12 protein-coding genes are annotated in these 12,359 nt (G+C 62.5%); 10 read left to right on the top strand and 2 right to left on the bottom strand.

Features of this window, described 5'->3' with window-relative positions; translation table 11 throughout:
• Nucleotides 1–34 precede the first annotated feature (34 nt).
• From AC1DYQ_RS13605 to AC1DYQ_RS13595, 3 genes are all read left to right on the top strand, one after another.
• Entirely contained in the window at nt 35–1,204 is a 1,170-nt protein-coding gene (locus AC1DYQ_RS13605) for an ABC transporter substrate-binding protein (RefSeq protein ID WP_477687225.1), read from the top strand.
• 166 nt (nt 1,205–1,370) lie between these two features.
• Entirely contained in the window at nt 1,371–1,991 is a 621-nt protein-coding gene (locus AC1DYQ_RS13600; protein ID WP_477687224.1) for a YdeI/OmpD-associated family protein, read from the top strand.
• Nucleotides 1,992–2,088: 97 nt separating this feature from the next.
• Complete coding sequence (locus AC1DYQ_RS13595) at nt 2,089–2,637, top strand: MgtC/SapB family protein (protein WP_477648640.1); 549 nt, start codon at nt 2,089–2,091, stop codon at nt 2,635–2,637.
• A 25-nt stretch (nt 2,638–2,662) separates the two neighbouring features.
• On the opposite strand, the gene AC1DYQ_RS13590 is transcribed toward AC1DYQ_RS13595, so the two are convergent.
• The gene (locus AC1DYQ_RS13590; RefSeq protein ID WP_457281142.1) at nt 2,663–3,106 is read right to left on the bottom strand and encodes a hemerythrin domain-containing protein; all 444 of its coding nucleotides are present in this window, start codon (nt 3,104–3,106) and stop codon (nt 2,663–2,665) included.
• 180 nt (nt 3,107–3,286) lie between these two features.
• Here AC1DYQ_RS13590 and AC1DYQ_RS13585 point away from each other — a divergent pair, with 180 nt between their 5' ends.
• From AC1DYQ_RS13585 to otsA, 7 genes are all read left to right on the top strand, one after another.
• Complete coding sequence (locus tag AC1DYQ_RS13585) at nt 3,287–4,243, top strand: complex I NDUFA9 subunit family protein (RefSeq protein ID WP_477687223.1); 957 nt, start codon at nt 3,287–3,289, stop codon at nt 4,241–4,243.
• Between the two features lie 327 nt (nt 4,244–4,570).
• Entirely contained in the window at nt 4,571–5,254 is a 684-nt protein-coding gene (locus AC1DYQ_RS13580) for a glutathione S-transferase family protein (RefSeq protein WP_477687222.1), read from the top strand.
• A gap of 12 nt (nt 5,255–5,266) precedes the next feature.
• Nucleotides 5,267–5,572 (top strand): NIPSNAP family protein, encoded by a 306-nt coding sequence (locus AC1DYQ_RS13575; protein ID WP_477651240.1) that lies wholly within the window; start codon nt 5,267–5,269, stop codon nt 5,570–5,572.
• A gap of 59 nt (nt 5,573–5,631) precedes the next feature.
• Nucleotides 5,632–6,927 carry a multifunctional CCA addition/repair protein gene (locus tag AC1DYQ_RS13570; RefSeq protein WP_477687221.1) on the top strand — a complete coding sequence of 432 codons (1,296 nt, stop codon included), beginning with the start codon at nt 5,632–5,634 and terminating at the stop codon, nt 6,925–6,927.
• A gap of 57 nt (nt 6,928–6,984) precedes the next feature.
• Nucleotides 6,985–7,821 (top strand): trehalose-phosphatase, encoded by an 837-nt coding sequence (otsB, locus tag AC1DYQ_RS13565; RefSeq protein ID WP_477687220.1) that lies wholly within the window; start codon nt 6,985–6,987, stop codon nt 7,819–7,821.
• Entirely contained in the window at nt 7,818–9,677 is a 1,860-nt protein-coding gene (locus AC1DYQ_RS13560) for a glycoside hydrolase family 15 protein (RefSeq protein ID WP_477687219.1), read from the top strand. Before otsB ends, AC1DYQ_RS13560 begins: the two co-directional genes overlap by 4 nt.
• 121 nt (nt 9,678–9,798) lie before the next feature.
• A complete protein-coding gene (gene otsA / locus AC1DYQ_RS13555) occupies nt 9,799–11,181 on the top strand; it encodes an alpha,alpha-trehalose-phosphate synthase (UDP-forming) (protein ID WP_477651238.1) in 1,383 nt (460 codons plus the stop codon).
• 660 nt (nt 11,182–11,841) lie between these two features.
• Here the strand turns inward: otsA and AC1DYQ_RS13550 are convergent.
• A complete protein-coding gene (locus tag AC1DYQ_RS13550; RefSeq protein WP_477687399.1) occupies nt 11,842–12,333 on the bottom strand; it encodes a thioesterase family protein in 492 nt (163 codons plus the stop codon).
• Between the last annotated feature and the right edge of the window lie 26 nt (nt 12,334–12,359).

The raw sequence follows: 12,359 nt of genomic DNA, 5'->3' as shown, positions 1-12,359 counted from the left end.
ACAAGAGCCAAAAACCTTTACAGGAGACAAAACCATGAAACTGAAGTCAACCGCCGTTCTTTCCGCGCTGGCCTGTGCAGCCTTCCTGCCCCTCGCCCAGGCGCAAAGCCAGGGCGTCAGCAAAACCGAAATCACTCTGGGTTCCATCCAGGACCTGTCGGGGCCGCTCGCGGGCTTCGGCAAGCAGATCCGCAACGGCATGACGCTGCGCGTCAACGAACTGAATGAACAGGGTGGCATCAACGGCCGCAAGGTCAAGCTGATCGTTGAAGACTCGGGCTACGACCCGAAGAAGGCGGTGCTGGCGGCGCAAAAACTGGTCAACCAGGACAAGATCTTCGCTATGGTCGGCCACCTGGGCACGGCGCAAAACCTGGCCGCCATGCCGGTACAGTTCGAAAAAAATGTCATCAACTTCTTCCCGGTGACGGCCGCACGCGAGATGTATGAGCCTTTCCACAAGCTCAAATACTCTTTCGCCGCTACTTACTACGACCAGATGAAGTCGGCCGTGCCCAAGCTGGTGAAAGAAAAGAACGCCAAAAAGGTCTGCTCGATGTACCAGGACGACGAGTTTGGCCTCGAAGTGCAGCGCGGCGCCGATGACGGTCTCAAGACCATCGGCATGACCATGGTCGAGAAGACCTCTTTCAAGCGCGGCGCAACCGATTTCTCGTCGCAGATCGCCAAGCTCAAGGCTTCTGAGTGCGACCTGGTGGTGCTGGGCACCATCATCCGCGAAACCATTGGCGGCATCGGCACCGCTCGCAAGCTGGGCTATAACCCGGTCTTCCTGGGCTCCAGCGCGGCCTACACCGACCTGATCCACAAGCTGGGCGGCAAGGCCATGGACGGCCTCTACGCCACCATGACGGTGCAAAACCCTTACCTGGACGAAGCCTCGCAGCCCATCCGCTTCTGGGCCAACAAGTACAAGACCGCCTTCAATGAAGACCCGACGGTGTTCTCGGTCTACGGCTATACGGTGGTCGACAGCTTTATCCGTGCGTCGCAAAAAGCCGGCGCCAACCTGACGACCGACAGTTTCATCAAGGCCATGGACACCATGGTGATCCCGGCCGACATCTTCGGCAGCTCCGAAGGCAAGTTTGGCCCGCAAAAGCGCCTGGGCAACAACCAGTCGCGCCTGTCGATGTTGCAGGATGCGCGCTGGAAAGTGGTGTCTGACTACATCACGCAGTGAAGCCAGCCGCGACTCCGAAAAACCACCTCCGGGTGGTTTTTTTATGCAAAAGGTGGCCGAAGCCCTTTAAATACGAGCGCAAGCAGCTCCTGAATTAATAGCGCGTACCCTCCATCAATCGCCCCCATGGCTTGCCCTGAACCCCGCGCGTCACGCAAAATGCGTCATGCCCACCTCCACCAAACCCGCTTCCAAAACGCCTGCCAGGACTCCCGCCGCCCCGCTTGCCACCGTGCGCTGCAAAGACACCCAGGCCTTCACGAAGTGGCTGGCCAAACACCACACCGACAGCGCCGGCGTCTGGCTGCAGATCGCGAAGAAGGATTCGGGAATCGCCTCCATCACCCACGCCGAAGCACTGGAAGCTGCACTCTGCCACGGCTGGATAGACGGCCAGAGGAATTCCATGGACGCGCAGTATTTTTTGCAAAAGTTCACCCCGCGCCGCGCACGCAGCACCTGGTCCAAGGTCAACTGCGCCAAGGCCCTGGCACTGATTGAATCCGGCGACATGCAGCCGGCGGGCCTGGCCGAAGTTGAACGCGCCAAATCCGATGGCCGCTGGGACGCGGCTTATGACGCGCAGAGCAAGATGACGGTACCGGATGATCTGGTGGCATTGCTCGCAAAAAGCGCCAAGGCCAAGGCATTCTTCGAGTCACTGGATTCGCGCAACCGCTTCGCGATTTTGTTCAGGCTGCAAACCGCCAAGAAGAGCGAAACACGCGAGCGCCGGCTGGTGAAGTTCGCCGACATGCTCAAGCGGGGTGAAAAAATCCATCCCTGACAGTGGACAGGGCCTTTTCGGTGACGCCGTACGGCAGACACGCTACAGTCAATCGGGCGAGCCCATCCCTCAACCGAAACCGTAAAAAGGAGTCCGCATGGCGTCCACCTGGTGGCAGCAAGTCGGTGAAACCATCGCCTCGGAGTTTTCAGATTTGCCCGATGCCGAGCAGGCCACGCGCGTCATGGTTCGCCTGACGCTGGCGGCGTTGCTGGGCGGCCTGCTGGGCATAGAGCGCGAGCAAAAGGGCAAGGCCGCCGGCGTGCGCACGCACATGCTGGTGGCCATGGGTTCTGCGATGTTCGTGCTGGTGTCGCAGCAGTCCGGCATGATCACCGCCGACTTGAGCCGGGTGATTCAGGGCGTGATTGCCGGCATCGGCTTTCTGGGCGCGGGCACCATCCTCAAGGGCCACATCAAAGGCAACCCTGACGAAGAGCAGGTCAAGGGCCTGACCACCGCCGCCGGCATCTGGCTGACGGCGGCCATTGGCGTGGCGGCCGGCATGGGCCGCGAAAGCACTGCGGTGCTCAGCACCCTGCTGGCGCTCGGCATCCTGGCGCTGGTGCCGCGCCTGGTGCGTTTTCTGGAAAAGCCCGAACCGCTGCTCAAGCCTGACGGCGACAAGCGCGGGGACGGTTCATAAGCTCGTCCAGGGGCGCCGTGGTGGTTTAATTTTTCGTGCGCTGCGAGACGAATTCGCCTTCATAGCCCTTGGCCAGAGACAGCTTCTCTGCTTCAGTGAGCACCTTGCCCGCCAGCTGGAACACACCCTGCTCCTCGTCTTCAAGGTGGTGATAAATCTTGTGGTGCAGCTCTTTGGCAGTGGCCAGCCAGGCGGGCGAGCTGAAATCGGTTTCTTCCAGCGTTTCCACCAGCTTGTCCATCTGGTGGTGCTCGGCAATGCCGTGGCGTGAGGGTTCCTGTGTCATGTCGTGCGCGATCAGCGGCACATAAAAAAAGCGCTCCTCCGCCGCGGCATGCGCCGCGAGTTCGAGCTTGAGTTCCTTGAACAGTGTGGCTCTTTCCTTGCTGTCGCCCTGCGTTTTGATGAGGTTGTCCGCCAGGGCGCGCTGGGTGACATGGCTTGTTCGCAGTGCTTCAAAAATGTTCATTCAACCATTATGGGGACGGTGCACGCCTTGGCGTGTAGGCCAAGGACGGATCCTGCAAGGCCAAAAATCGCTATTAATTTGATAGCTGCTTTCGCCCATCCAGCATGGCCTGTAGGCCTGAATGGCCAAAGAATGGGCCAACAGGGCGCAGGGCACGGTAAAAGCGCTAAATTAGGGGTTATGAACAAAATCCTTCTTCTTGGCGGAACCGGCTTCGTCGGCGCGCACGTCTGTGAAAAACTGGCGCGGCTGCAATGCCGCGTCACCGTGGTCACACGCCGGCAGGCCAGCGCCCGCCACCTGCAAATGCTGCCGCTGGTCGACGTGATTGAGGCCGACGCCCACGATGCTTCCTCGCTGGCACCGCTGCTGGCCGGCCACGACGCCGTGGTCAACCTGATTGCCATCCTTCACGGCACAGAGGCCGCGTTCGACAAGGCGCATGTGCAACTGCCGCTGGAGCTGGCGCGGGCCTGTGAAGCCAGCGGCCTCAGGCGCATCGTTCACATCAGCGCCCTGGGCGCTTCGCCAGGTTCAGCATCGATGTACCAGCGCAGCAAGGCGCGCGGTGAAGCCGTGCTGCTCAGCACCGGGCTGGATGTGACTGTGCTGCGGCCCAGCGTGATCTTTGGTGCCGAAGATAAATTCCTCAACACCTTTGCCCGGCTCCAGCAGATCTTTCCGGTGGTTCCGCTCGCAGCCGCCGATGCGCGCTTTCAGCCCGTCTGGGTGGAAGATGTCGCCGACGCCATCGTGCACTGCCTGCAAGACCCCGACACCGCCGGCCAGATCTATGAAGTTTGCGGGCCCGACGTGTTCACGCTGCGCCAGCTGGTCGGGCTGGCCGGCCGCTACGCCGGTATCAACGGTGGCCAAGGTCGCCCGGTGATCAGCTTGCCGGATTCCCTGGGGCGCCTGCAGGCGCGCCTCATGGAGCTCGCGCCCGGAGAGCCGCTGCTGAGCCGCGACAACCTCGATGCCATGGCCACCGACAACGTGGCCACCGGCAAGCTGCCCGGCCTGCAGGCACTGGGGGTTCACCCTGCCGCGCTGGATGCGGTGGGGCCTTCTTATCTGGGAGCGCAGGGCTTGCGCAGCGGGCTGACGGCCAAGCGTAAAACCGCCGGCCGTTTCTAAAAGCCCCCACGGTCGCTCACTTCGTGTAGCTCCCTGCCCCCCGAGGGGGCCGCCCGCCTGCGGCCTGGCAAAGCCGAAAATTGGCACACCCCTATCGGGCTCACTGCGTGTAGCCCTTTTCCCCTTGCAGGGGGACTGCGCCTGCGGCCCGGCAAAGCCGGTTCCGCGGCCCCAGCTGGCCTGAAGAGGAATTCCGCGCTTCTTATTCGCCGCGGGGGTAGCATCAATTTCAGAGTTTTTTTGCATCAATGACGCGCTGGCGGAGTTGTAGCATCGCAAGTCGTTTCATTTTGACTTCCACCTTTATCACCAGCATACGGGGACACCATGCTCAAGCTCTACATCGGCAATAAAAACTACTCCTCCTGGTCCATGCGCCCCTGGGTTCTGCTCAAGCAGGCCGGCATTCCCTTTGAAGAAATCAAGCTGCGCTTTGACTCGTTCGATGCCAACTCGACCTTCAAGGAAAAAATCGGCGGCGTGAACCCGACCGGCCGGGTGCCGGCGCTGGACGACGGCGGTTTTGTCGTATGGGACACGCTGGCCATCGCCGAATACCTCGCGGAACGCTTTCCCGAGAAAAAGCTCTGGCCGCAGGATGTGAAAGCGCGCGCCCGGGCGCGCAGCGTGTGCGCTGAAATGCACAGCGGCTTCGGAGCCCTGCGCTCGGCCTGCCCCATGAACATCGAGGCCGACCTGTCGGACATGGGCCAGCTGATCTGGCGCGACAAATCGGCCGTGCGTGCCGACGTGCAGCGCCTGGTCGAGATGTGGACCGAGCTGCTGCAGCAATACAAAGGGGCCATGCTGTTTGGCGAATTCGGCATTGCAGACGCCTTTTTTGCACCGGTGTGCATGCGCCTGAGTCGCTACGCCCTGCCGGTGCCTGCAGAGATCGGCGCCTACATCCAGCGCGTTGTGGAGCTGCCCGGCGTGAAAGCCTGGATCGACGACGCGCTGGCCGAAGACGATTTCCGCGAATTCGAAGAGCCCTACCGCGTCAAGCGCTGAACGGGAGACATCATGGTCACGATCTATCTGCGTTACGTGCTGAACACCGCCAAACTCAAGGAGTTCGAGCACTACGGCAAGCTGTGGATTCCGCTGGTCGAGAAATTCGGCGGCACGCACCATGGCTACTTCATGCCCAGCGAAGGCGCCAACAACATTGCATTGGCCTTGTTCACCTTTGAGAGCCTGGCGGCCTACGAGATTTACCGCCAGAACTCCTTTTCCGACCAGGAATGCCTGGCGGCTTTCAAATACGCCGAAACGACCGGCTGCATCATCAGCTACGAGCGCAGTTTCTTCCGGCCTGTTTTTTCCTGAACTGAAAATCCGGCGCCGACCGGGCTTTTGGGGCTGGCGCGAACCGCTAAACTGGCCTGATGGAAATATTCATGGTTGGTGGCGCGGTGCGCGATGCCTTGCTGGGCCTGCCCGTGCAGGACCACGATTGGGTCGTCGTGGGCGCCACCCCCGAAGCGCTGGTGGCACAAGGCTACCTGCCGGTCGGCAAGGATTTCCCGGTGTTCCTGCACCCGGACACCCGTGAGGAATACGCCCTGGCCCGCACTGAACGCAAAACCGCGCCGGGCTACCGCGGGTTTGTGGTGCACGCCGAGCCCGACGTCACGCTGGAGCAGGACCTGGCGCGGCGCGACCTCACTATCAATTCAATAGCTGCTCCCGCCCGTCCAGAAACAGCTTCAGCCAGTTTTAACCCCAATTTTTCGGCGCTGATCGACCCGTTCGGTGGGCAGCAGGACATCCGGGACAAGGTATTGCGCCACGTGACGGATGCCTTCCGCGAGGACCCCGTCCGCATCCTTCGCCTGGCCCGCTTTGCCGCGCGCTTTCCGGATTTTTCCGTGGCGCCCGAAACCATGGCGCTGATGCGGGACATGGTGGCCGAAGGCGAAGCCGATGCACTGGTACCCGAACGCGTGTGGCAGGAGTTCGCACGCGGGCTGATGGAGGGCAAGCCTTCACGCATGTTCGAGGTACTGCGCGAATGCGGCGCGCTGCAAAAGTTGTTGCCCGAGGTTGCGCGCCTCTGGGGCGTACCCCAGCCCGCCAGCCACCACCCCGAAGTCGACACCGGCGTTCACCTGATGATGGTGCTGGACATGTCGGCGCAGCTTGAGGGCTCTCTGGCCGTGCGCTTTGCCTGCCTGTGCCACGACCTCGGAAAGGGCACGACACCCGCCGATGTTTTGCCGCGGCACATCGGCCACGAAGAGCGCAGCGCCCAACTGCTGAAAGACGTCTGCGAGCGCCTGCGCGTGCCGGTGGACTGCCGCGAGATTGCCGACGTGGTGGCACGCGAGCACGGCAACGTGCACCGCAGCGAAAGCCTGGGCGCCGCAGCCCTGGTGCGGCTGCTGGAGCGCTGCGATGCGTTTCGCAAGCCCCGGCGTTTTGCCGATATTTTGCTGGCCTGCGAATGCGACGCCCGCGGGCGCCTGGGCCTGCAGGATTCACCCTACCCGCAACGCCCGCGCCTGCTGGATACCCTGGCCGCAGCCCAGGCGGTACAGACGCAGCCGCTGGCGCTGGAGGCCCAGGCGGCGGGACGCGGCGGCAAACAGATTGGTGAGGCCATCCACAAGGCACGCGTCAAAGCGGTGCAGGACAGCCTCCCCGGCACCGCTACAGGGCAGCCGCCATTGGCTGAAATGTGAAAAAAGGCGAAACCGGCCTACAGTGATTCAACAGGGGCTCTGCTAAGGTGAATGGCGATGCATTTATCACCTTCTTCATCGCCGCCCCGGCCCTCTTCGCACGCACTTCCTCACGGGCCTTTCGGGTTATTGCCGGTCATCAACGCGCAGACTGCCCTTTTTCTGGACTTTGACGGAACGTTGGCCGACCTGGCGCCTGAGCCCGACGCAGTTCAGCTGGTTTCAGGCGTGATTCCAGCCTTGGCGAGGCTTTCAGCGCAGTTGGGCGGCGCGCTGGCGATTGTGTCGGGCCGCAGGCTGGCCGACCTCGATGGCTTTCTCGCGCCTTTGCGGCTACCCCTGGCCACCGAGCATGGCGCGCAGCGCCGCGATATGCTGGGCCGCGTCGTCAGCCTGGCAGAACCGGACCTGCGGGAGCTCACCCACCGCGTCACCGACCTGGCCGCGCACCATGACGGGCTGCGCGTGGAAATCAAACAGGCGGCCGTTGCCCTGCACTATCGCCACGCACCCGAACTGGAATCGCTATGCCAGCAGGTCATGCAGGAGGCAGCCGACCGCACGCCCGGTGTCGAACTGCTGCACGGCAAGTATGTTTTTGAAGTCAAGCCGTCCAACGTCAGCAAGGGCTCGGCCATCAAGGCTTTTATGGCCGAGGCGCCGTTTGCCGGCCGCCTGCCCCTTTTCGCCGGCGACGACACCACCGACGAAGCCGGCTTCGCGGCCGTGCAGTTGCTGGGCGGTGAAGGCATCAAGGTCGGCGAAGGCGCCACCCAGGCACGCCACCGCTGCGCATCGCCCGAGGCGCTGCACCAATGGCTGCATGCGGCCTTCGGCGGCATGGCGCGGGAGACCGACGATGCACCGGCCGCCGCGCCAGAAAGCCGCCCATGAACGTCGCCGCCGACTCGCTTCACTTCGCGCCGCCCGCCCAACCTTCGCTGGCCATGGGCGTCATCGGCAACTGCGCCTTCAGTGCGCTGATTGATGTGCGCGGCCGCATCGTCTGGTGCTGCCTGCCGCGGTTTGACGGCGACCCTGTATTCAATGCGCTTCTCGAGCCGCAGCCCGCGCAGGACGACGCGACCGCCCCGGGCATCCAGGACTCGCAGTCCAGCGCCTTCGCCATCGAGATCGAGGATTTCGCCGAAGCAAAGCAGTGGTATGAGCCCAATACCGCCGTACTGCGCACCCAGCTGTTTGACACACGCGGCCAGGGCATAGAGATCACCGACTTCGCACCGCGTTTTTTCAGCCGCTCGCGCTTTTTCAGGCCCATGACGCTGGTGCGCCGCGTCAAGCCCATCCATGGCGCGCCGCGCATCCGCGTATCGCTGGACATCCGCTTCGACTGGGGCCGGCGCAAGCCGCTGATCACCCAGGGCAGCAACCACCTGCGCTATGTGGGCGACGAGCTGACGCTGCGCCTGAACACCGACGTGTCGATTTCACACCTGCTGTCAAAGCAGCCTTTTGTGCTGACACGCGAGCACAATTTTCTGCTCGGCGCCGACGAGTCACTGCCCGATGGCATTGCCGACACGGCGCGCCTGTTTGAACAGGAAACCATTTCCTACTGGAAAAAATGGAGCCAGCGCCTGCACATTCCGCTGGAATGGCAGGAGGCCGTGATACGCGCAGCCATCACGCTCAAGCTTTCGCTCTTTGAAGACACCGGCGCCATCGTCGCCGCCATGACCACCAGCATTCCCGAGGCACCCGGCAGCCAGCGCAACTGGGACTACCGTTATTGCTGGCTGCGCGACGCCTTTTTTGTGGTGCGCGCGCTCAACAGCCTGTCGGAAGTCGGCACCATGGAAGACTACCTGCGCTGGCTCGCCAACGTGGTGGTGCAGTCCAAGGGCGGGCACATCCAGCCGCTCTACGGTATAGGCCTGGAGCGCGAGCTGCCCGAATCCACCATGTTGCACCTGGGCGGGTACCGCGGCATGGGACCGGTGCGCGTGGGCAACCAGGCGCAAGAGCACTTCCAGCACGACGTCTACGGCAATGTGGTGCTGGGCGCGGCCCAGGCCTTTCACGACCATCGCCTGCTGCACCGCGCCGGCATTGCCGAGTTCAAGCGGCTCGAGGAAGTTGGCGAGCAGGCCGTGCACAGCTATGACAAGCCAGATGCCGGCATGTGGGAGCTGCGCACGCGTGCACGCATCCACACCTCATCGGCCCTGATGTGCTGGGCCGCCTGCGACCGGCTGGCCAAGATTGCGCTGGTGCTCAAGCTGCAGGATAGGGCCGACTACTGGCGCAGCCACGCGGCAGTGATGCAGGAACGTATCCTGCGCGAATCCTGGAGCGAAGAACGCCAGGCCTTTGCCGAAAGCTTTGGCGGGCGCGACCTCGACGCCAGCGTCCTGCTGATGATTGAGGTAGGTTTTATCGACCCCAAAGACCCGCGCTTTGTGGCCACTGTAGACGCGCTGGAAACCCATTTGTGCGACGGCCCCTATATGCGCCGCTATGAGGCGCCGGACGATTTCGGCAAGCCCGAAACCGCCTTTAACATCTGCACCTTCTGGCGCATCGACGCGCTGGCACGCATAGGCCGCAAGGAGCAGGCCCGCGAAATTTTCAACACCATGCTGGCCGCGCGCAACCATGTGGGCCTGCTCTCGGAAGACACGCATCCCGTGACCGGCGAGATGTGGGGGAATTTTCCGCAGACGTATTCGATGGTGGGGATCATCAACGCGGCGGTAAGGCTCTCAACCCCCTGGGAGTCACAAGTATGAGGATGGCTCACCCCCGTCGGTGGCTCACTGCGTGTAGCCCCTTTCCCCATTCCAGGGGACGGCGCCTGCGCCCCGGCGAAGCCGGTTCCGCGGCCCCTGCTGGTGAAGAGGACTGTTTGTCATGAGCCGGCTTGTTGTTGTTTCGAATCGCGTGGCGGATCCGCGCAAGGCGGCCGCCGGTGGGCTTGCTGTGGCACTCGGGGACGCGCTGAACGCTACCGGTGGGCTTTGGTTCGGCTGGAGCGGCACGGTCGTTGAGGGCGGCGCCGCCGGTGAAGGCGAGCTGCATGTGCAGCAGGCGGGCAACATCAAGCTGGCCACGGTGGACCTGTCGGCCGAAGACCATGCGGGCTATTACCTGGGCTACAGCAACGGCGTGCTCTGGCCGGTATTTCATTACCGGCTGGACCTGGCCCGTTTTGACGCGGGCTTCATCGAGGCCTACCGCCGCGTGAACCGGCTGTTTGCGCACAAGCTCATGAGCCTGCTGCAGCCCGACGACATCATCTGGATCCACGATTACCACCTGATCCCCATGGCGGCCGAATTGCGCGCCATGGGTTGCAACAACCGCATCGGGTTTTTCCTGCACATTCCGTTGCCGCCGCAGCAGGTGCTGGCGGCCATTCCCCAGCACGAATGGCTGATGCGCGCGCTGTTCGCGTATGACCTGGTCGGTTTCCAGAGCGAAAACGACCTGCTGCACTTCTCGCGCTATGTGCAGGCTGAAGCCGGCGCCGTGGCGCTGGGCGACAACCGCTTCAGGGCCTTTCACCGCACCGTACGCGCGGGCGCTTTTCCCATCGGCATCGACGTGGACGAGTTCGCGGCGCTCACGCACGCGCAGGATGCGCGCGACATGTACGAACGCATGAAGGAAGAGTATTCACGCCGCAAACTTCTGCTGGGTGTAGAGCGGCTCGACTATTCCAAAGGCTTGCCGCAGCGGCTGCGGACGTTTGAAACCTTGCTGAAAAAGTACCCGGAAAATCTCCGCAGCGCCACGCTGATCCAGATCGCCTCGCCCAGCCGTGAAGACATGGGCACCTACACCGATCTGCTGCAGGAACTGGAAAGCCTGTGCGGCGCCATCAACGGCAATTTCGGCGAGCTCGACTGGATGCCCGTTCGCTACATCCACCGCAACGTGGCGCGCAAGCGCCTGCCGGGCTTGTACCGTGTGGCGCGGGTGGCGCTGGTCACGCCGCTGCGCGACGGCATGAACCTGGTGGCCAAGGAATTCATTGCCGCGCAAGACCCGGCCGACCCCGGGGTGCTGGTGCTGTCCCGCTTTGCGGGGGCCGCTGAGCAACTGGAAGACGCGTTGCTGGTCAATCCCTACGACATCGACGGTACTGCGGACACCGTACAGCGGGCATTGCAGATGCCTCTGGAAGAACGCCAAGCCCGGCACCAGAAGCTGCTCAAGACCATCCGGGAACGCGATGTGCATTGGTGGCGCAGGGAGTTTCTTAATGCTCTCGGCTACGAGGGACCGGCTTAGTTGACGGTTCTTGCTCCGGCCTTAGCGCTCTTTGCTGAGGGTTGCTGGCCGGGGGTAGCCCGGCGGCTACTCACTTTTCTTTTGCTTCGCCAAAAGAAAAGTAAGCAAAAGAAAAGGCGACCCTGCTGTCTGCGACCCTTCGCTGCGCTACGGGCAACCTGCGGTGCTCGGTCCAGGCGGGGTCTCGCTCGAACTCGCTTCGCTCAGACAATCGCGATCCCTGATCCGCCTGGCCCTGCGCTCCTCGGCGCATACAGAAGGGGTAATCGGGAGCGGGGACTCAAGACAAATACCAACGCCAATACCAACAAGGACACGCCATGGCGTGTCCTTGTTTCTTCAGGTGTTCGGGTTCTGGTATTCGGTTGTTGGCTGTTCGGTATTCCTCTCCCACCCCCTTGTGGATGCGCCGAGGAGCGGAGGTCCAGACGGATCAGGGCAAAAACTTGTTTGAGCGAAGCGAGTTGTTTTTGACCCCGGCTGGACCGAGCACCGCAGGTTGCCCGCAGCGAAGCGTAGGGACGCAGGAACCAGGGTCGCCTTTCTTTTGCTTACTTTTCTTTGGCGAAGCAAAGAAAAGTGAGTCGCCTGCCGGGCGACCCCGGCCAGCAACCCTCAGCAAAGAGCGCTAAGGCCGGAGCAAGAGCCGGCCAAGAAAACTTAAGAAACGATGTAAGCCCCAGCCCCAGTAGAAAACAACTTACCGTCAGCCCCCAGAAACTCCATCCTCGTACTCGCCACCCGAGACCCCAGCCGCATCACCTCAGCCCGCAACTCAAAAAACTCACTGATGCCAGGCCGCAAATAATCCACCCGCAGATCGATGGTTCCCAGCTTGGCAAAGCGGTGCAGCCGCTGCATCGGCGATTCGTCCATGTGGCGCGCGCCTATGGCCGCCATCACGGCGAGCCCGCCCATGGCGTCCAGACCGGCGCTGATCACGCCGCCGTGAATTCGGTTGTGGGCGTAGTGGCCGATCAGCTCGTTGCGCATGTCGATGCGGGCGGTGACCCGTTCCGCCGTCACCGAGGTGATCTTGAGCCCCAGCAACTTGTTGAAAACGATTTTTTCCTCGAACAGCTCTTTGAGGCTGGCGACAAATTCCGGCTCGAACTCAATGGCGCCGGTAGGGGTGGGCTGTGCTTTGGTCATGGCGTCCATTGTCGTGCAGCGAAATC

Source organism: Polaromonas sp. P1_F4, assembly GCF_056405675.1.
The sequence above is the reverse complement of the archived record's forward strand: the minus strand, read 5'-3'. Positions and strand labels throughout refer to the sequence as shown.

What these genes read in the sequence shown, in the direction of transcription:
- otsB (WP_477687220.1), top strand. Translation starts at nt 6,985, where the DNA reads ATGCATTTATCACCTTCTTCATCGCCGCCCCGGCCCTCTTCGCACGCA.
- AC1DYQ_RS13550 (WP_477687399.1), bottom strand. Translation starts at nt 12,333, where the DNA reads ATGACCAAAGCACAGCCCACCCCTACCGGCGCCATTGAGTTCGAGCCG.
- AC1DYQ_RS13600 (WP_477687224.1), top strand. Translation starts at nt 1,371, where the DNA reads ATGCCCACCTCCACCAAACCCGCTTCCAAAACGCCTGCCAGGACTCCC.
- AC1DYQ_RS13570 (WP_477687221.1), top strand. Translation starts at nt 5,632, where the DNA reads ATGGAAATATTCATGGTTGGTGGCGCGGTGCGCGATGCCTTGCTGGGC.
- AC1DYQ_RS13605 (WP_477687225.1), top strand. Translation starts at nt 35, where the DNA reads ATGAAACTGAAGTCAACCGCCGTTCTTTCCGCGCTGGCCTGTGCAGCC.
- AC1DYQ_RS13585 (WP_477687223.1), top strand. Translation starts at nt 3,287, where the DNA reads ATGAACAAAATCCTTCTTCTTGGCGGAACCGGCTTCGTCGGCGCGCAC.
- AC1DYQ_RS13575 (WP_477651240.1), top strand. Translation starts at nt 5,267, where the DNA reads ATGGTCACGATCTATCTGCGTTACGTGCTGAACACCGCCAAACTCAAG.
- AC1DYQ_RS13560 (WP_477687219.1), top strand. Translation starts at nt 7,818, where the DNA reads ATGAACGTCGCCGCCGACTCGCTTCACTTCGCGCCGCCCGCCCAACCT.
- AC1DYQ_RS13580 (WP_477687222.1), top strand. Translation starts at nt 4,571, where the DNA reads ATGCTCAAGCTCTACATCGGCAATAAAAACTACTCCTCCTGGTCCATG.
- otsA (WP_477651238.1), top strand. Translation starts at nt 9,799, where the DNA reads ATGAGCCGGCTTGTTGTTGTTTCGAATCGCGTGGCGGATCCGCGCAAG.
- AC1DYQ_RS13595 (WP_477648640.1), top strand. Translation starts at nt 2,089, where the DNA reads ATGGCGTCCACCTGGTGGCAGCAAGTCGGTGAAACCATCGCCTCGGAG.
- AC1DYQ_RS13590 (WP_457281142.1), bottom strand. Translation starts at nt 3,106, where the DNA reads ATGAACATTTTTGAAGCACTGCGAACAAGCCATGTCACCCAGCGCGCC.